Origin of the sequence: Pseudomonas putida (genome assembly GCF_050989985.1) — a bacterium.
Taxonomy (GTDB): domain Bacteria; phylum Pseudomonadota; class Gammaproteobacteria; order Pseudomonadales; family Pseudomonadaceae; genus Aquipseudomonas; species Aquipseudomonas putida_AI.
This window is the reverse complement of the sequence record NZ_CP158815.1, coordinates 5,973,807-5,992,665: the sequence shown is the minus strand read 5'-3', so window position 1 is coordinate 5,992,665 and position 18,859 is coordinate 5,973,807. Positions and strand designations below refer to the sequence as shown.

Here is an 18,859-nt window from a genome sequence, read left to right as displayed (position 1 = left end):
CGGCAACCAAATCCAAAGTTTCGGGAGAGTGAACATGGGCAAAATTATCGGTATCGACCTGGGGACTACCAACTCCTGCGTCTCCGTGCTGGAAAACGGCACAGCCAAAGTTATTGAAAACGCCGAAGGCGCGCGTACCACGCCGTCGATCATCGCTTACGCCAACGATGGCGAAATTCTGGTTGGCCAGTCGGCCAAGCGTCAGGCAGTGACCAACCCGCATAACACCCTGTACGCGGTGAAGCGTCTGATCGGTCGTCGCTTCGAAGAAGAAGTCGTACAGAAAGACATCCAGATGGTCCCTTACAAGATCGTCAAGGCTGATAACAGCGACGCCTGGGTTGAAGTGAACGGCCAGAAAATGGCTCCGCCACAAATCTCGGCTGAAATCCTGAAGAAAATGAAGAAGACCGCCGAAGACTATCTCGGCGAGCCTGTGACTGAAGCGGTGATCACCGTTCCGGCCTACTTCAACGACAGCCAGCGTCAAGCCACCAAAGACGCCGGCCGCATCGCGGGCCTGGACGTAAAACGTATCATCAACGAACCGACCGCAGCCGCTCTGGCTTACGGTATGGACAAGGCCAAAGGCGACCACACTGTCATTGTTTATGACCTGGGTGGCGGTACTTTCGACGTATCCGTGATCGAGATCGCTGAAGTCGATGGTGAGCACCAGTTCGAAGTGTTGGCCACCAACGGCGACACCTTCCTGGGTGGTGAGGACTTCGACATTCGTCTGATCGACTACCTCGTCGACGAATTCAAGAAAGAAAGCGGCATGAACCTCAAGGGTGATCCGCTGGCGATGCAGCGTCTGAAAGAAGCCGCTGAAAAAGCCAAGATCGAGCTGTCTTCCGCTCAGTCGACCGACGTGAACCTGCCGTACATCACTGCAGACGCCACCGGTCCTAAGCACCTGAACGTGAAGATCTCCCGCGCCAAGCTGGAAGCTCTGGTGGAAGACCTGGTTCAGCGCACCATCGAGCCTTGCCGTATCGCCATGAAAGATGCCGGTATCGATGTTGGCAAGATCAACGACGTGATCCTGGTTGGTGGCCAGACTCGTATGCCACTGGTTCAGAAGCTGGTGACCGAGTTCTTCGGTAAAGAACCTCGTAAGGACGTGAACCCGGACGAAGCCGTTGCCGTGGGTGCCGCGATTCAGGGTGCTGTTCTGGCTGGTGACGTTAAAGACGTTCTGCTGCTGGACGTCAGCCCGCTGACCCTGGGTATCGAAACCATGGGCGGGGTGATGACCGCGCTGATCGAGAAAAACACCACGATTCCTACCAAGAAATCGCAAGTGTTCTCGACTGCCGACGACAACCAGGGCGCTGTGACCATTCACGTGCTGCAAGGTGAGCGTAAGCAGGCGGCTCAGAACAAGTCCCTGGGCAAGTTCGACCTGGCCGAGATTCCACCAGCACCGCGTGGCGTGCCACAAATCGAAGTGACCTTCGACATCGACGCCAACGGCATTCTGCACGTAGGCGCCAAGGACAAGGCTACCGGCAAGACTCAGTCGATCGTGATCAAGGCCAACTCCGGTCTGTCCGACGAAGAAATCGAGCGCATGGTGCGTGATGCCGAGGCTAACGCTGAGGAAGACCGCAAGTTCGAAGAGCTGGCCGCTGCTCGTAACCAGGGTGATGCACTGGTTCACTCGACTCGCAAAATGGTCGCTGATGCTGGCGACAAGGTGAGCGCTGAAGAGAAGACTGCAATCGAAGCTGCCGTAGTTGCCCTGGAAGCTGCCGTAAAAGGCGACGACAAGGCTGCAATCGAAGCCAAGGTCGAAGAGCTGTCCAAGGTCTCCGCGCCAGTGGCTCAGAAGATGTACGCCGAACAGGCTCAGCCAGCTGAAGGCGCTGCACCGCACGCTGAATCGGCTGAAAAAGCTGACGACGTCGTCGACGCTGAGTTCGAAGAAGTCAAAGACCACAAGTAAGTTGTTGGTCGGCCGGTTGACTGCCTTCAGGCGGTGACTGGTAGGATGTCGCCGCGCGGGAGCCTGCTCCCGCGTTGGCGTGTCTGGAGTACACGAATTTTTACAGCATGCGACAACGTTCGGATGCTGCTGGTATGGCCGGAAATGCTCCTGCTTTTCGTGCCGAAAGTACCGCAATGAACCAAAGACCAGGATCGTTGAATCGACGTGAGTTGGGTCCGGGCCTGTATTGGGGCTCAACGAGTTTGGCGAAGCTCAGGAGAGGTTGGCCGAACGTCCTCAAGAGTGCAGAAGACATATGGCAAAGCGTGACTATTACGAAGTATTGGGTGTTGAGCGAGGCTCAAGCGAGGCGGACCTGAAAAAGGCCTACCGTCGCCTGGCGATGAAGCATCACCCGGACCGTAATCCCGATGACAAAGCGTCGGAAGAGAAATTCAAGGAGGCCAACGAGGCCTACGAAGTGCTGTCCGATTCCAGCAAGCGTGCGGCCTACGATCAGTATGGCCACGCTGGCGTCGACCCGAGCATGGGTGGCGGCGGTGCCGGCTTCGGCGGTCAGAACTTCTCCGACATCTTTGGCGATGTCTTCAGTGACTTCTTCGGTGGCGGTCGCGGTGGTTCCCGTGGCGGCGCTCAGCGCGGCAGCGATTTGCGTTACACCCTGGAGCTGGATCTGGAAGAAGCGGTGCGCGGCACGACCGTGAATATCCGTGTTCCGACGTTGGTCAACTGCAAGCCTTGCGACGGTTCGGGTGCCAAGAAAGGTTCTTCGCCAGTCACTTGCCCGACTTGTGGTGGCATTGGCCAGGTGCGCATGCAGCAAGGCTTCTTCTCGGTGCAGCAAACCTGCCCGCGTTGCCATGGCCAGGGCAAAATCATTTCCGATCCGTGCGACTCCTGCCATGGCGAAGGCCGTGTCGAAGAGTACAAGACGCTGTCGGTGAAAGTGCCGGCGGGTGTCGATACCGGAGATCGTATTCGTCTGTCGGGCGAGGGCGAGGCGGGTGCTCAGGGTGGCCCGACCGGCGACCTTTACGTAGTGATCAATGTGCGTGAGCACTCGATCTTCCAGCGTGACGGCAAGCATCTGTTCTGCGAAGTGCCAATCAGCTTCGTCGATGCGGCTTTGGGTGGCGAGCTGGAGATTCCGACCCTTGATGGTCGAGTCAAGCTCAAGATTCCTGAAGGGACTCAGACCGGCAAGCAATTCCGCGTGCGTGGCAAGGGCGTCGCGCCTGTGCGTGGCGGCGGCGCTGGTGATTTGATGTGCCGTGTCGCCGTCGAGACTCCGGTCAACCTGAGTCGTCGTCAGCGCGAAATGCTGGAAGAGTTCCGCAATTCGCTGGCGGACGACAACAGTCATTCGCCGAAAACCACGGGCTGGTTCGAAGGCGTGAAGCGCTTCTTTGGCGATTTGTAAGGAGACAGGCATGCGACGTATTGCTGTGATGGGCGCCGCCGGGCGCATGGGCAAGACCCTGATCGAGGCGGTGCATCAAGCGCCGGGCGCTGGTTTGACGGCGGCAGTGGATCGTCCTGACAGCACGCTGGTCGGTGCCGATGCCGGTGAGCTGGCTGCACTGGGTCGCATTGGCGTGCCGTTGTCAGGTGATCTGGATCGTGTCGTTGACGAGTTCGATGTGCTGATCGACTTCACGCACCCGACTGTGACCCTGAAGAATCTCGCCTTCTGCCGCAAGCACGGCAAGGCGATGATCATTGGTACCACCGGCTTCAGCGTTGAAGAGAAGCAGTTGCTGGCGGAAGCGGGTAAGGATATCCCGATCGTCTTCGCGGCCAATTTCAGTGTCGGTGTGAATCTGTGTCTGAAGCTGCTCGACACTGCTGCCCGGGTGCTGGGTGATGATGTCGATATCGAAATCACCGAAGCTCACCATCGGCATAAAGTCGATGCGCCGTCAGGTACGGCAGTGCGTATGGGTGAAGTGATTGCCGATGCGCTGGGTCGCGACCTGAAGAAGGTGGCGGTATACGGGCGTGAAGGGCAGACCGGTGCGCGTGATCGCGAAACGATCGGTTTTGCCACTGTGCGTGCCGGTGACATCGTGGGTGATCATACTGTGCTGTTCGCTGCGGAAGGTGAGCGAGTCGAGATCACTCACAAGGCGTCCAGCCGCATGACTTTCGCCAAGGGTGCTGTACGTGCCGCGTTGTGGCTGGATGGTCGCGAGCCTGGTCTTTACGACATGCAAGACGTGCTCGACCTGCGTTAAGATCCGCCTGAAATCGGGCTCGAACCCAGGGTTTGAGCCCGATTTTGCACTGCCAAGCGACGACCTGTCGCATTCTCCGGCCTTTCGGGCTCATTGGCGGTAGACCAAAAATGCCTTTTTCTGTAAGCTACAGCTTTAGTGTGTCCACTAAAAGCGCGCAGAATAATTCAGTGAAGAAGCGGGGTGACGTGTCCATACGTCACTCCGCTTTTTTACAACCTGCGATCGCCCTTTCAGGCTTTATTTACGGGAGGTCTTCTTGACTAAGCCAGCCATACTCGCCCTTGCTGATGGCAGCATTTTTCGCGGCGAAGCCATTGGAGCCGACGGTCAGACCGTTGGTGAGGTCGTGTTCAACACCGCAATGACCGGCTATCAGGAAATCCTTACCGATCCTTCCTACGCCCAACAGATCGTTACCCTGACTTACCCGCACATCGGCAATACCGGCACTACGCCGGAAGACGCCGAGTCGAACCGTGTATGGTCCGCAGGCCTGGTTATTCGTGACCTGCCACTGGTTGCGAGCAACTGGCGTAACACGATGTCCCTGTCCGATTACCTCAAGGCCAACAATGTTGTAGCCATCGCCGGTATCGACACCCGCCGCCTGACGCGCATCCTGCGTGAGAAAGGCGCGCAGAACGGCTGCATCATGGCCGGTGACAACATTTCCGAAGAAGCCGCCATCGCCGCAGCCCAGGGCTTCCCTGGTCTCAAGGGCATGGACCTGGCAAAAGTCGTCAGCACTAAAGATACCTACGAATGGCGTTCGACGGTCTGGGATCTGAAGACTGACAGCCACGCGACCATCGAAGCTGCCGATCTGCCGTACCACGTCGTGGCCTACGACTACGGCGTCAAGGTGAACATCCTGCGCATGCTGGTCGAGCGCGGCTGCCGCGTGACCGTGGTGCCTGCGCAAACCCCGGCCGCCGATGTACTGGCCATGAAGCCTGACGGTGTATTCCTGTCCAACGGTCCTGGCGATCCTGAGCCTTGCGACTATGCCATCCAGGCGATCAAGGATGTGCTGGAAACCGAGATCCCGGTATTCGGTATCTGCCTCGGTCACCAGTTGCTGGCTCTGGCTTCCGGCGCCAAGACCCTGAAAATGGGTCACGGCCACCACGGTGCCAACCACCCGGTCCAGGATCTGGACACCGGCGTTGTGATGATCACCAGCCAGAACCACGGCTTTGCGGTTGACGAAGACACCCTGCCAGCCAACGTCCGCGCGATCCACAAATCGCTGTTCGACGGCACCCTGCAAGGGATCGAGCGTACCGACAAGAGCGCCTTCAGCTTCCAGGGTCACCCTGAAGCCAGCCCTGGCCCGAACGACGTAGCGCCACTGTTTGATCGCTTCATCAACGAGATGGCCAAGCGACGCTGATCGCTCGCCTTGATGTAGCAAAGCTTGAGGGCGGTCCCGATACCGGCGGCCCCCTCAAGTCTTCAGAGATTGAACAAGACGGCTTGCCGACTGACCTGCGGATTTGAGTGACAAACCCATGCCAAAACGTACAGACATTAAAAGCATCCTGATTCTCGGCGCTGGCCCGATCGTAATCGGCCAGGCCTGCGAATTCGACTACTCCGGCGCCCAGGCCTGTAAAGCCCTGCGCGAAGAGGGCTACCGCGTCATCCTGGTGAACTCCAACCCGGCCACCATCATGACCGACCCGGCCATGGCCGACGCGACCTACATCGAGCCGATCAAATGGCAGACCGTTGCCAAGATCATCGAGAAGGAACGTCCGGACGCGCTGCTGCCGACCATGGGTGGCCAGACCGCTCTCAACTGCGCCCTGGATCTGGAGCGCGAAGGCGTTCTGGAAAAATTCGGTGTGGAAATGATCGGCGCCAATGCCGACACCATCGACAAGGCTGAAGACCGTTCGCGTTTCGACAAGGCCATGAAGGCTATCGGCCTGGAATGCCCGCGTTCCGGTATCGCCCATAGCATGGAAGAGGCCAACGCCGTTCTCGAGAAGCTGGGCTTCCCGTGCATCATCCGTCCGTCCTTCACCATGGGCGGCACCGGTGGCGGTATCGCTTACAACCGTGAAGAGTTCGAAGAAATCTGTGCTCGCGGCCTGGATCTGTCGCCGACTAAAGAGCTGCTGATCGACGAATCCCTGATCGGCTGGAAAGAATACGAAATGGAGGTTGTCCGCGATAAGAAGGACAACTGCATCATCGTCTGCTCCATCGAAAACTTTGACCCGATGGGCGTGCACACCGGTGACTCGATCACCGTGGCTCCGGCACAGACCCTGACCGACAAGGAATACCAGATCCTGCGTAACGCCTCCCTAGCGGTACTGCGTGAGATCGGCGTGGAAACCGGCGGTTCCAACGTTCAGTTCGGTATCTGCCCGGACACCGGCCGCATGGTCGTGATCGAGATGAACCCGCGTGTTTCCCGTTCCTCGGCACTGGCTTCGAAGGCAACCGGTTTCCCGATTGCCAAGATCGCTGCCAAGCTGGCTGTCGGCTACACCCTGGACGAACTGCAAAACGATATCACCGGCGGTCGTACCCCGGCGTCTTTCGAGCCGTCGATCGACTACGTTGTCACCAAGCTGCCACGTTTCGCCTTCGAGAAGTTCGCCAAGGCTGACGCACGCCTGACCACGCAAATGAAGTCGGTTGGTGAGGTCATGGCCATTGGTCGTACTTTCCAGGAATCCCTGCAGAAAGCCCTGCGCGGCCTGGAAGTCGGTGTTTGTGGTCTGGACGAGAAGGTCGATCTGAGCAACCCGGAAAGCATGGGTGTTCTCAAGCGCGAGCTGACCGTGCCGGGCGCCGAGCGTATCTGGTACGTGGCCGACGCAATGCGCGCCGGCATGAGTGTTGAAGATATCTTTGGCATGACCATGATCGATCCTTGGTTCCTGGTTCAGATGGAAGATCTGATCAAGGACGAAGAGCGGGTCAAGACCCTGGGCCTGACAAGCATCGACCGCGACTTGATGTTCCGCCTCAAGCGCAAGGGTTTCTCCGACCAGCGCCTGGCCAAGTTGCTGGGTGTGACCGAGAAGAGCCTGCGTGCTCATCGTCACAAGCTGGAAGTGTTCCCGGTCTACAAGCGCGTCGATACTTGCGCAGCCGAGTTTGCCACCGACACCGCTTACCTGTACTCCACGTACGAAGAAGAGTGCGAAGCCGCACCATCGGGTCGCGACAAGATCATGATCCTGGGTGGCGGTCCGAACCGTATCGGTCAGGGCATCGAGTTTGACTACTGCTGCGTACACGCTGCACTGGCCCTGCGCGATGACGGTTACGAGACCATCATGGTCAACTGCAACCCGGAAACGGTTTCCACTGACTACGACACCTCCGATCGCCTGTACTTCGAGCCAGTGACCCTGGAAGACGTGCTGGAAATCGTTCGCGTCGAGAAACCAAAAGGTGTGATCGTTCAGTACGGCGGCCAGACTCCGCTGAAGCTGGCTCGCGCCCTGGAAGCTGCTGGTGTGCCGATTATCGGCACCAGCCCGGACGCCATTGACCGCGCCGAAGACCGTGAGCGCTTCCAGCAGATGGTCCAGCGCCTGAATCTGCGTCAGCCACCAAACGCCACCGTGCGCAGCGAAGACGAAGCTGTACGCGCTGCTGCCAAGATCGGTTATCCGTTGGTGGTGCGTCCGTCCTACGTACTGGGCGGCCGGGCGATGGAAATCGTCTACAAGGAAGAAGAACTCAAGCGTTACCTGCGCGAAGCTGTGCAGGTGTCCAATGACAGTCCGGTGCTGCTGGATCACTTCCTCAACTGCGCCATTGAAATGGACGTGGATGCGGTCAGCGACGGCAAGGACGTTGTGATCGGTGCGATCATGCAGCACATCGAACAGGCTGGTGTTCACTCCGGTGACTCCGCTTGCTCCCTGCCGCCGTATTCGCTGCCAGCGCACATCCAGGACGAGATGCGTGACCAGGTCAAGAAAATGGCCCTGGAGCTGGGCGTGATCGGCCTGATGAACGTACAGTTGGCGCTGCAAGGCGAAGACATCTACGTCATCGAAGTCAACCCGCGTGCCTCGCGTACCGTGCCTTTCGTGTCCAAGTGCATCGGTGTTTCCCTGGCAATGATCGCTGCGCGCGTGATGGCCGGTAAAACCCTGAAAGAATTGGGCTTCACCAAGGAAATCATCCCGAACTTCTACAGTGTGAAAGAGGCGGTATTCCCATTCGCCAAATTCCCTGGTGTCGACCCGATCCTCGGCCCAGAGATGAAGTCCACCGGTGAAGTCATGGGTGTGGGCGACACCTTCGGCGAAGCTTTCGCCAAGGCTCAGATGGGTGCCAGCGAAGTGCTGCCGACCGGCGGTACCGCATTCATCAGCGTGCGTGATGACGACAAGCCACTGGTTGCTGGCGTGGCCCGTGATCTGATCAACTTGGGCTTTGAAGTGGTTGCCACTGCCGGTACTGCCAAGCTGATCGAAGCCGCAGGTCTGAAAGTGCGCCGCGTGAACAAGGTGACCGAAGGCCGTCCGCACGTAGTCGACATGATCAAGAACGACGAAGTCACCCTGATCATCAACACCACCGAAGGTCGTCAGTCGATCGCTGACTCTTACTCCATTCGTCGCAATGCCCTGCAGCACAAGATTTACTGCACCACCACCATTGCTGCTGGCGAAGCCATCTGCGAAGCGCTGAAGTTCGGTCCCGAGAAGACCGTACGCCGCTTGCAGGATCTACACGCAGGATTGAAGGCATGAGCATAACCAAGTACCCAATGACCGTTCAGGGCGCTCGCGCCCTGGAAGAAGAGTTGACGTACCTGAGCAAGGTCGAACGCCCACGCTTGAGCCAGGCTATTGGCGAAGCGCGGGAGCTGGGCGACCTCAAGGAAAACGCTGAATACCATGCCGCTCGTGAAGAGCAGGGTATGGTCGAGGCGCGGATCCGTGACATTGAAGGCCGTATGCAGAACGCTGTGGTTATCGATGTCACGACCATTCCTCACACCGGCAAGGTGATTTTCGGTACGACTGTCGAAATCGCCAACGTCGAAACGGATGAAAGCGTGACTTACCAGATCGTTGGTGAGGACGAGGCAGACATCAAGCTCGGCAAGATCTCCGTGGGTTCGCCTATCGCCCGTGCCTTGATTGCCAAGGAAGAGGGTGATGTGGTTTCGGTGAAGACGCCGAGCGGCGTGATCGAGTACGAGATTGTCGAAGTTCGCCACATCTGAAGGCCGGCGCCCGCTTCGTGCGCGCGCCATGCTTTGGCAGCTGACCCAGATGCTCTGGGTCGGCGGCTTGTGGTTGTTGCAAATCGGCTTGCTGCCAGTGCTGGGGCGAATTGGCATGGCGCCGCTGTTGGTCGACGAGATTGCGTCAGTTTTGTATGGCGTGACCGTGGGGATTGCCGCGGTGTGCGTGGTTTTTCAGGTTCTGGTGCTGATTCAGGCCGAGGGCCTTGCCAGTCTATGGCGGGATATTCGCGGGCAACTGTTATTGATGGCGCTGTATGCGTGTGCGATGTACTTCGCGGTGCATGTTGTCTGGCCGGAGGCGGTGCGTTGGCAGATATTCAGCTATCTGGTGCTGGGCTTTTCCGGGCTGCTGCTGGTGTTGCAGTCGGTGCCGGGGTGGAGTGGCAGGGTGCGCGAAGCACACCCTTGACCCTTGCCATCACTTGAAGCGATGGACGTTCGACAGCTGTTTGTTGACGCTGAAGTTTTTGCGGTAAATCAGTGCCATCTTGCCGATGACCTGAACCAGATCCGCCTTGCCGACCTTGCACAGCTCTGCAATGGACGCCAGGCGCGATTCGCGATCCAGGATGTTGAGCTTGATCTTGATCAGCTCGTGATCCGCCAAAGCGCGTTCAAGTTCGGCTAAAACACCCTCAGTCAAACCGTTGTCAGCCACAATCAAAACTGGTTTCAGGTGGTGGCCAATGGATTTGTACTGTTTCTTCTGCTCTTGAGTGAGCGGCATAATCTGACCCTTTCGTCTGGATTCTGTAAAATGGCGGCCATTTTACCCGAGGGCTCGTGGATCCGCCCAACTAATCACGACCCTTATCAACGAGGTGCCCAATGGCGCGTTCCAAGACAAGCCTTGGTTGGCTGAAAAGACATGTCAATGATCCTTACGTGAAGCAGGCGCAGAAGGACGGCTACCGCTCGCGTGCGAGTTACAAGCTTCTGGAGGTCCAGGAGAAATACAAACTGATCCGTCCGGGCATGAGCGTCGTCGACCTGGGTGCGGCGCCTGGCGGCTGGTCGCAGGTCACCAGCCGGCTGATCGGTGGTCAGGGGCGTCTGATCGCCTCGGACATCCTGGAAATGGACAGCATTCCGGACGTGACTTTCATCCAGGGTGACTTCACCCAGGACGAAGTCCTTGCTCAGATCCTTGAAGCCGTGGGTAATTCGCAGGTAGACCTTGTGATTTCCGATATGGCCCCCAATATGAGTGGTACGCCTGCCGTGGACATGCCAAAAGCCATGTTTCTTTGCGAACTGGCTCTTGATTTGGCGGATCGGATACTCAAACCGGGTGGTAATTTTCTGATCAAGATTTTTCAGGGCGAAGGATTTGATGTTTACCTGAAGGACGCTCGTCAGAAATTCGACAAGGTCCAGATGATCAAGCCGGAGTCTTCCCGTGACAGTTCCCGCGAGCAGTACATGCTGGGTTGGGGCTACCGCGGTCGTAGTGAGTAAAACGAGGTTTTTTGGCGGGGCGATAGGTTTTTCGTATTTTGCCCTGCGTGCATAAGCGAATATTGTGTAGAAAGTGTTTCACAAAGGGTTACAGACGGCGCCTGCCAGAGTCGTAGGTAATGTAGTAAGTTAGGCCGGTGAATATCATGCGAAGCGCGCGCCATCAGCAGCGGCGCTTGCTTCAGAGGGTAGTTAATTGAACGATATGGCAAAGAATCTGATCCTGTGGTTGATCATCGCGGCCGTCCTGGTGACAGTGATGAACAACTTCTCCAGTCCTAACGAGCCGCAGACCCTCAACTATTCCGACTTCATCCAGCAGGTCAAGGATGGCAAGGTCGAGCGCGTAGCGGTTGATGGCTACGTGATTACTGGCAAACGCAACGATGGCGACAGTTTCAAGACCATTCGTCCGGCCATTCAGGACAACGGCCTGATTGGTGACCTGGTAGATAACCATGTCGTGGTCGAAGGCAAGCAGCCTGAGCAACAAAGCATCTGGACCCAACTCCTGGTTGCAAGCTTCCCTATCCTGGTGATCATTGCCGTCTTCATGTTCTTCATGCGGCAGATGCAGGGCGGTGCCGGCGGGAAAGGCGGCCCTATGAGCTTCGGTAAAAGCAAAGCCCGACTGCTCTCTGAAGATCAGGTGAAAACGACGCTGGCTGACGTTGCCGGTTGTGACGAAGCCAAGGAAGAAGTTGGTGAGTTGGTCGAGTTCTTGCGTGATCCAGGCAAGTTCCAGCGCCTGGGTGGTCGCATTCCTCGCGGCGTGCTGATGGTCGGCCCTCCAGGTACTGGTAAAACCCTGCTGGCCAAAGCCATTGCTGGCGAGGCCAAAGTGCCATTTTTCACCATTTCCGGTTCCGACTTCGTCGAGATGTTCGTCGGCGTCGGCGCCAGTCGTGTTCGCGATATGTTCGAACAGGCCAAGAAACATGCTCCATGCATCATCTTCATCGATGAAATCGACGCCGTCGGTCGCCATCGTGGCGCTGGTATGGGTGGTGGTCACGATGAGCGCGAGCAGACTCTCAACCAGTTGCTGGTAGAGATGGACGGCTTCGAAATGAACGACGGCATCATCGTGATTGCAGCGACCAACCGTCCTGACGTTCTTGACCCTGCTTTGCTGCGTCCGGGCCGTTTCGACCGCCAGGTCGTGGTTGGTTTGCCGGATATCCGTGGCCGCGAACAGATTCTCAAGGTTCACATGCGCAAAGTGCCAATGGGTGATGATGTGGCAGCGGCCGTTATCGCTCGTGGTACCCCAGGTTTCTCGGGGGCCGATCTCGCGAACCTCGTAAACGAGGCGTCGCTGTTCGCCGCTCGTGCGGGCAAGCGCATCGTCGAGATGAAAGAGTTCGAACTGGCAAAAGACAAGATCATGATGGGCGCAGAGCGCAAATCCATGGTCATGTCCGAGAAAGAAAAGCAGAACACCGCTTACCACGAAGCGGGCCACGCCATCGTTGGTCGCGTCGTGCCTGAGCATGATCCGGTGTACAAGGTTTCGATTATCCCGCGCGGTCGTGCGCTGGGTGTGACCATGTTCCTGCCGGAAGAGGACCGCTACAGCTTGTCCAAGCGTGCCTTGATCAGTCAGATCTGCTCGCTTTACGGTGGTCGGATCGCTGAAGAGATGACCCTGGGCTTCGATGGTGTAACCACCGGTGCTTCCAACGACATCATGCGTGCAAGTCAGATTGCGCGGAACATGGTGACCAAGTGGGGGCTTTCCGAGAAGCTTGGTCCGCTGATGTACGCCGAAGAGGAAGGTGAAGTGTTCCTTGGTCGCGGTGGTGGTGGCCAGAACGCAAGCTTCTCGGGTGAAACTGCGAAACTGATCGACTCCGAAGTCCGCAGCATCATTGATCATTGCTACGGCACAGCGAAGCAGATTCTCACGGATAACCGTGACAAGCTCGACGCCATGGCTGATGCATTGATGAAGTACGAAACGATCGATGCCGAGCAGATCGACGACATCATGGCGGGTCGTACCCCGCGCGAGCCTCGTGATTGGTCCGGTGGCACGGGCACTTCCGGAACACCTCCGGTGGTGCAGGATGAGCGTCCGCAAACACCTATCGGCGGTCCAGCTGCTGACGTTTAAGGTTTGAAATGACTTCTGTTCAGTCCTCGACCCGGTTGCCTTGCGGCAACCGGGTTCTTGATTTGGCCCAGACACATGTCATGGGCATTCTTAATGTCACTCCCGATTCCTTTTCCGATGGTGGCAAGTACAGCCAGCTAGATGCAGCCTTGCGTCATGCTGAAGCCATGGTGGCAGCCGGTGCAACGCTGATCGATGTCGGTGGTGAGTCGACGCGGCCGGGTGCAAGGGCAGTGTCGCCGCTGGAAGAGCTTGAGCGCGTGGCGCCGATCGTCGAGCGGATCCATCGCGAGCTGGATGTCATTATCTCCGTCGATACTTCTACACCAGCCGTGATGCGCGAGACTGCGAGGCTGGGGGCTGGATTGATCAATGACGTGCGCTCATTGCGCCGCGACGGTGCGCTTGATGCTGCGGCGGCAACTGGGTTGCCGGTCTGTCTGATGCATATGCTCGGTGAGCCGGGTGATATGCAGGACAATCCGCAGTACCAGGATGTCACCAAAGAGGTGGGCGAGTTTCTTGCCGAGCGCATGGCTCGTTGCGCATCGGTGGGGATTCCTGCCGAGCGAATCATTCTCGATCCCGGATTCGGCTTCGCAAAAACATTGCAGCACAATCTAAGCTTGTTCAAACATATGGATGCTTTGCATGCCTTGGGCAGGCCTCTGTTGGTTGGGGTTTCGCGCAAGAGCATGATTGGGCAGGCGTTGAATCGCCCCGTGGGTGAGCGCCTTTATGGTGGTCTTGCCCTGGCAGCGCTGGCTTCGCACAAAGGTGCGCGTATATTGCGTGTCCATGATGTAGCCGAAACAGTCGATGTGGTGAAGATGGTCGCCGCAGTGGAATCAGCCGAATAAGAGTTATGGAGCGTTTATGACTAGGAAATATTTTGGTACCGACGGCATTCGTGGTCGAGTGGGCGAATACCCGATTACTCCTGACTTCATGCTCAAACTCGGTTGGGCTGCGGGCATGGCGTTCCGCAAGATGGGTGCTTGCAAGGTGTTGGTTGGCAAGGACACCCGTATTTCCGGTTACATGTTTGAATCGGCGCTTGAGGCAGGGCTCACATCGGCTGGCGCTGACGTCATGCTGCTGGGGCCTATGCCGACACCGGCCATCGCCTACCTGACCCGCACCTTCCATGCTGAAGCCGGCATCGTGATCAGCGCTTCTCACAACCCTCATGACGACAACGGCATCAAGTTCTTCTCAGGCAAGGGCACCAAGCTGCCGGATGAAGTCGAGCAGATGATCGAAGAGCTGCTGGACACTCCGATGACTGTGGTCGAGTCGAGCAAAATCGGCAAGGTTTCGCGAATCAATGACGCCTCGGGGCGTTACATCGAATTCTGCAAGAGCAGTGTGCCGACGGGCACCAGTTTCTCGGGCCTGAAAATCGTTCTCGATTGTGCCCATGGCGCGACTTACAAGGTGGCGCCTAGCGTGTTCCGTGAGCTGGGTGCTGACGTAGTGGTGTTGTCGGCGCAGCCCAACGGTTTGAATATCAACGATAATTGCGGTTCGACCCATATGGGTCAGTTGCAGTCTGCCGTTCTTGCTGAACACGCCGACCTGGGGATTGCATTCGACGGTGACGGTGACCGGGTTCTGATGGTCGATCACACCGGCGCTATCGTCGATGGTGACGAATTGCTTTACATCATCGCTCGCGATCTGCGCGAGCGTGACAAGCTGCAGGGCGGCGTTGTCGGTACGCTGATGAGTAATCTGGGGCTGGAACTGGCCCTCGCGGATCTGGCGATTCCATTCGTGCGTGCCAATGTTGGTGACCGCTATGTGATTGCTGATCTGCTCGAGCGAAACTGGTTGGTGGGTGGCGAGAACTCAGGCCATATCGTTTGCTTCAATCACACCACGACGGGAGATGCGATTATCGCTGCGCTGCAGGTATTGATGGCGCTGAAAACCCGTTCCGAAGGGTTGGCTCAGGCTCGGCAGGCGCTGCGCAAGTGTCCTCAGGTGTTGATCAACGTTCGTTTTGGTGGCGGTGCCAGTCCTCTCGATCATCCGTCAGTCAAGGAAGCCAGTGAGCGTGTGACCAAGGCCATGGCGGGGCGCGGACGTGTGTTGTTGCGCAAGTCCGGGACAGAGCCATTGGTGCGTGTGATGGTCGAAGGTGAAGACGAAAAACAGGTTCGTGCGTACGCCGAAGAGCTGGCAAAACTGGTTGCTGAAGTTTCTGCCTGATTTTGGCTTGCCAGCCATGATTGTGTTGGGTAACATCTGCGCCCACTTTGACCGACGAGGTACAGCATGCGTCGCCCTATGGTAGCTGGTAACTGGAAGATGCACGGTACCCGCGCCAGCGTCGCTGAGCTGATCAATGGCCTTTCTGATTTGGCCTTGCCGAGCGGTGTTGATGTAGCGGTATTCCCGCCTTTTCTGCATATCAATCAAGTGATTGATGGTTTGAAAGGCCAGTCGATTTCGGTCGGCGCGCAGAACTCTGCGGTGGAATCCGTGCAAGGTGCGTTAACTGGTGAGGTTGCACCGAGTCAATTGGTGGATGCAGGTTGTTCCCTGGTGCTTGTTGGACACTCCGAACGCCGCCGGATCATGGGCGAGCAGGACGGAATGCTGGTCCGCAAGTTTGCAGCGGCACAGGCATGTGGCTTGATTCCGGTGTTGTGCGTAGGGGAAACCCTCGAGCAGCGTGAAGCGGGGAAAACTCTTGAAGTTGTCTCGCATCAGCTGAGCAGTATCATCGGTGAGTTGGGTGTCGGTGCTTTTGCAAAAGCGGTAATCGCTTATGAGCCGGTCTGGGCCATTGGTACCGGGCTGACCGCTTCGCCACAGCAGGCGCAAGATGTACATGCAGCCATTCGTGCTCAGTTGGCAGCAGAGAATTCTGAAGTGGCACAAGGTGTGCGACTTCTATACGGCGGCAGCGTGAAGGCGGCCAATGCGGTCGAACTGTTCGGCATGCCGGATATCGATGGGGGTCTCATTGGTGGGGCTTCCCTGAATGCAGATGAGTTCGGTGCGATTTGTCGCGCCGCGGGAAACTGAAAAAATGCTGGAAACAGTCGTAGTCGTTTTTCATCTGCTGGGTGCATTGGGCGTAGTTGCTCTGGTATTGCTGCAGCAGGGTAAAGGTGCGGATGCTGGCGCGTCTTTCGGAGCAGGTGCTTCAAATACTGTGTTCGGAAGCCAAGGTTCCTCTACCTTTCTTAGTAAGTTTACTGCTATACTTGCCGCAGGTTTTTTCATAACCAGCTTGGGGTTAGGTTACTTTGCTAAAGAGAAGGCTCACCAGCTGACTCAGGTAGGTCTCCCAAATCCAGCGGTGTTGGAAGTTCCAAAGCAACAACCGGCTTCTGATGATGTCCCGGTGCTTCAAGAGCAAAAGTCGGCTACTCCAGCGACTGACGTACCTCCAGCTCAAGAGCAGAAGTAAGAAGGGTTTCAAACGTAGTTTTGCCGAGGTGGTGGAATTGGTAGACACGCAACCTTGAGGTGGTTGTGCCCATAGGGTGTAGGGGTTCGAGTCCCCTTCTCGGTACCAATTAGTCAGGAGAGCCCGCTGTTGCGGGCTTTCTTGCAGGTGGAAGGTTACATTGACCCTCCAGGGGATCGGTCGTATACTTCCGCCCCAGCTTTGTCGCGGGGTGGAGCAGTCTGGTAGCTCGTCGGGCTCATAACCCGAAGGTCGTCGGTTCAAATCCGGCCCCCGCAACCAGTTTAAGGAGCCCCTTTTAAGGGGCTTTTTGTTAGCTGGACACTTTCAACGCCGCTGTTCGACGGCGTTTCAAGGATGGGCGTTTCGCCCATTTTTTATTTTTCATGGCATGCACATACATGCACTAGGGGGTTCAGGTGTCGAGCAAGCTAGAAGAGTTGCAGGCCTTGCTGGCCCCGGTGGTCGTGGCCCTGGGCTATGAATGCTGGGGTATTGAGTTCACGGCGCAAGGTCGCCACTCAATGTTGCGCGTTTATATCGATAAAGAAGGCGGCGTATTGGTGGACGATTGCGCCATCGTCAGCCGTCAGATCAGCGGTGTCCTGGATGTTGAAGATCCGATCTCCGTTGAATACACCCTTGAAGTTTCCTCGCCTGGCATGGAACGCCCTCTGTTCACTCTTGAGCAGTTTGCAAAATTTGCCGGTGAACAAGTGAAGATCAAGCTGCGCTCTCCTTTTGAAGGACGACGCAACTTTCAGGGCCTTCTGCGCGGTGTAGAAGAGCAGGACGTTGTGGTGCAGGTAGATGACCATGAGTTCCTGTTGCCGATCGATATGATCGACAAGGCCAATATTATTCCCAGTTTTGACTGAGACGCGGATCCCGCGGATCCAATGGCTTGCGAAAGGCGAGGCGTACGATGAGCAAAGAAGTACTGCTGGTTGTTGAGTCGGTATCCAATGAAAAAGGCGTACCGCCAAACGTGATTTTTGAAGCGCTGGAGCTGGCTCTGGCCACTGCTACCAAAAAGCGTTTCGAGGACGAAGTTGATCTGCGTGTGGAAATCAATCGCCACACCGGTTCCTACGAGACATTCCGCCGCTGGACGGTCGTCGAAGAAGATGACCTGGACGATCCAGCGATCGAAACCTGGCCAAGCAAGGTTGCTCAAACGCATCCTGGCGCCAAGGTTGGTGATGTCGTCGAAGAAAAAATCGAGTCGATCGAGTTCGGTCGTATCGCTGCACAGACTGCCAAGCAAGTCATCGTGCAGAAAGTTCGCGAAGCCGAGCGCGCTCAGGTTGTCGACGCTTACCGCGAGCGCCTGGGTGAAATCATCTCCGGCACCGTAAAGAAAGTGACCCGCGACAACGTGATCGTCGATCTGGGTAACAACGCTGAAGCGTTGCTGGCCCGTGAAGACATCATTTCTCGCGAAACCTTCCGGGTTGGCGTGCGTCTGCGTGCGCTGCTCAAGGAAATCCGCACTGAAAACCGCGGCCCGCAGCTGATCCTGTCGCGCACCGCGCCGGAAATGCTGATCGAGCTGTTCCGCATCGAAGTGCCGGAGATTGCTGAAGGTCTGATCGAAGTCATGGCTGCATCCCGTGATCCGGGTTCCCGTGCCAAGATCGCCGTCCGCTCCAAGGACAAACGCATCGACCCGCAGGGCGCTTGCATCGGTATGCGCGGTTCGCGCGTCCAGGCAGTGTCGGGCGAGTTGGGCGGTGAGCGTGTGGACATCGTCCTGTGGGACGACAACCCGGCTCAGTTCGTAATCAATGCCATGTCCCCGGCTGAGGTTGCGGCAATTATCGTTGACGAAGATGCCCACGCCATGGACATCGCCGTTGGCGCAGACAATCTGGCTCAGGCCATCGGTCGCGGTGGTCAGAACGTGCGTCTGGCGAGCCAGTTGACTGGCTGGACCCTGAACGTGATGACCGAATCAGACATCCAGGCCAAGCAGCAAGCAGAAACCGGCGACATCCTGCGCAACTTCATCGACGAGCTGGAAGTCGACGAAGAGCTGGCGCAGGTGCTGGTAGATGAAGGCTTCACCAGCCTGGAAGAGATTGCCTACGTACCGTTGGAAGAAATGCTCAACATCGACGGCTTTGACGAAGAGATCGTCAACGAGCTTCGCGCTCGTGCCAAGGATCGTTTGTTGACCAAAGCCATCGCTACCGAGGAAAAGCTGGCAGACGCCCATCCGGCCGAAGACCTGCTCTCGCTTGAGGGTATGGACAAGGATTTGGCGATGGAACTGGCGGTGCGCGGCGTCATTACCCGCGAAGACCTGGCCGAGCAGTCTATTGACGATCTGCTCGACATCGACGGCATTGACGAAGATCGTGCCGGCAAGTTGATCATGGCCGCCCGAGCCCACTGGTTCGAGTAATTAGGCGCGGCCTGAGGAGAGAAGTGC

16 protein-coding genes and 2 tRNA genes are annotated in these 18,859 nt (G+C 57.2%); 17 read left to right on the top strand and 1 reads right to left on the bottom strand.

Annotated features, from left to right (window positions below; translation table 11 throughout):
* The first annotated feature begins 34 nt into the window (after positions 1-34).
* From dnaK to ABTV29_RS27400, 7 genes are all read left to right on the top strand, one after another.
* Positions 35-1,951 (top strand): molecular chaperone DnaK, encoded by a 1,917-nt coding sequence (dnaK, locus tag ABTV29_RS27430; protein WP_433767679.1) that lies wholly within the window; start codon positions 35-37, stop codon positions 1,949-1,951.
* A 298-nt stretch (positions 1,952-2,249) separates the two neighbouring features.
* A complete protein-coding gene (gene dnaJ, locus ABTV29_RS27425; RefSeq protein ID WP_433767678.1) occupies positions 2,250-3,374 on the top strand; it encodes a molecular chaperone DnaJ in 1,125 nt (374 codons plus the stop codon).
* 10 nt (positions 3,375-3,384) lie between these two features.
* A complete protein-coding gene (gene dapB, locus ABTV29_RS27420; RefSeq protein ID WP_433767677.1) occupies positions 3,385-4,188 on the top strand; it encodes a 4-hydroxy-tetrahydrodipicolinate reductase in 804 nt (267 codons plus the stop codon).
* Positions 4,189-4,447: 259 nt separating this feature from the next.
* The gene (gene carA / locus ABTV29_RS27415; protein ID WP_433767676.1) at positions 4,448-5,584 is read left to right on the top strand and encodes a glutamine-hydrolyzing carbamoyl-phosphate synthase small subunit; all 1,137 of its coding nucleotides are present in this window, start codon (positions 4,448-4,450) and stop codon (positions 5,582-5,584) included.
* Between the two features lie 118 nt (positions 5,585-5,702).
* Entirely contained in the window at positions 5,703-8,924 is a 3,222-nt protein-coding gene (carB, locus tag ABTV29_RS27410) for a carbamoyl-phosphate synthase large subunit (protein ID WP_433767675.1), read from the top strand.
* Between the two features lie 2 nt (positions 8,925-8,926).
* Complete coding sequence (gene greA / locus ABTV29_RS27405) at positions 8,927-9,403, top strand: transcription elongation factor GreA (protein ID WP_433772040.1); 477 nt, start codon at positions 8,927-8,929, stop codon at positions 9,401-9,403.
* A gap of 28 nt (positions 9,404-9,431) precedes the next feature.
* Entirely contained in the window at positions 9,432-9,836 is a 405-nt protein-coding gene (locus ABTV29_RS27400; RefSeq protein WP_433767674.1) for an MFS transporter, read from the top strand.
* 9 nt (positions 9,837-9,845) lie between these two features.
* On the opposite strand, the gene ABTV29_RS27395 is transcribed toward ABTV29_RS27400, so the two are convergent.
* A complete protein-coding gene (locus ABTV29_RS27395) occupies positions 9,846-10,154 on the bottom strand; it encodes a YhbY family RNA-binding protein (protein WP_007942889.1) in 309 nt (102 codons plus the stop codon).
* A 101-nt stretch (positions 10,155-10,255) separates the two neighbouring features.
* Here ABTV29_RS27395 and rlmE point away from each other — a divergent pair, with 101 nt between their 5' ends.
* The 10 genes from rlmE (at position 10,256) to nusA (ending at position 18,832) form a co-directional block, all read left to right on the top strand.
* Positions 10,256-10,885: a 23S rRNA (uridine(2552)-2'-O)-methyltransferase RlmE gene (gene rlmE / locus ABTV29_RS27390; RefSeq protein ID WP_433767673.1), complete on the top strand. Its 630-nt coding sequence runs from the start codon at positions 10,256-10,258 to the stop codon at positions 10,883-10,885.
* Between the two features lie 205 nt (positions 10,886-11,090).
* Positions 11,091-13,001 carry an ATP-dependent zinc metalloprotease FtsH gene (ftsH, locus tag ABTV29_RS27385; RefSeq protein ID WP_110966290.1) on the top strand — a complete coding sequence of 637 codons (1,911 nt, stop codon included), beginning with the start codon at positions 11,091-11,093 and terminating at the stop codon, positions 12,999-13,001.
* Between the two features lie 8 nt (positions 13,002-13,009).
* Positions 13,010-13,861: a dihydropteroate synthase gene (gene folP, locus ABTV29_RS27380; RefSeq protein ID WP_433767672.1), complete on the top strand. Its 852-nt coding sequence runs from the start codon at positions 13,010-13,012 to the stop codon at positions 13,859-13,861.
* A gap of 16 nt (positions 13,862-13,877) precedes the next feature.
* Positions 13,878-15,215 (top strand): phosphoglucosamine mutase, encoded by a 1,338-nt coding sequence (glmM, locus tag ABTV29_RS27375; RefSeq protein WP_433767671.1) that lies wholly within the window; start codon positions 13,878-13,880, stop codon positions 15,213-15,215.
* Positions 15,216-15,281: 66 nt separating this feature from the next.
* On the top strand, positions 15,282-16,037 hold the full coding sequence (gene tpiA, locus ABTV29_RS27370) for a triose-phosphate isomerase (protein ID WP_433767670.1): 756 nt from the start codon (positions 15,282-15,284) through the stop codon (positions 16,035-16,037).
* A gap of 4 nt (positions 16,038-16,041) precedes the next feature.
* Positions 16,042-16,425 (top strand): preprotein translocase subunit SecG, encoded by a 384-nt coding sequence (gene secG, locus ABTV29_RS27365; RefSeq protein ID WP_017336473.1) that lies wholly within the window; start codon positions 16,042-16,044, stop codon positions 16,423-16,425.
* 22 nt (positions 16,426-16,447) lie between these two features.
* Positions 16,448-16,533 (top strand) — tRNA-Leu (locus ABTV29_RS27360).
* A gap of 97 nt (positions 16,534-16,630) precedes the next feature.
* Positions 16,631-16,707, top strand: a tRNA-Met gene (locus ABTV29_RS27355).
* A 137-nt stretch (positions 16,708-16,844) separates the two neighbouring features.
* Positions 16,845-17,303, top strand: coding sequence for a ribosome maturation factor RimP (gene rimP, locus ABTV29_RS27350; protein ID WP_085728105.1), 459 nt, complete (start codon positions 16,845-16,847; stop codon positions 17,301-17,303).
* 47 nt (positions 17,304-17,350) lie between these two features.
* Positions 17,351-18,832, top strand: coding sequence for a transcription termination factor NusA (gene nusA, locus ABTV29_RS27345; protein WP_110966295.1), 1,482 nt, complete (start codon positions 17,351-17,353; stop codon positions 18,830-18,832).
* Positions 18,833-18,859 lie beyond the last annotated feature (27 nt).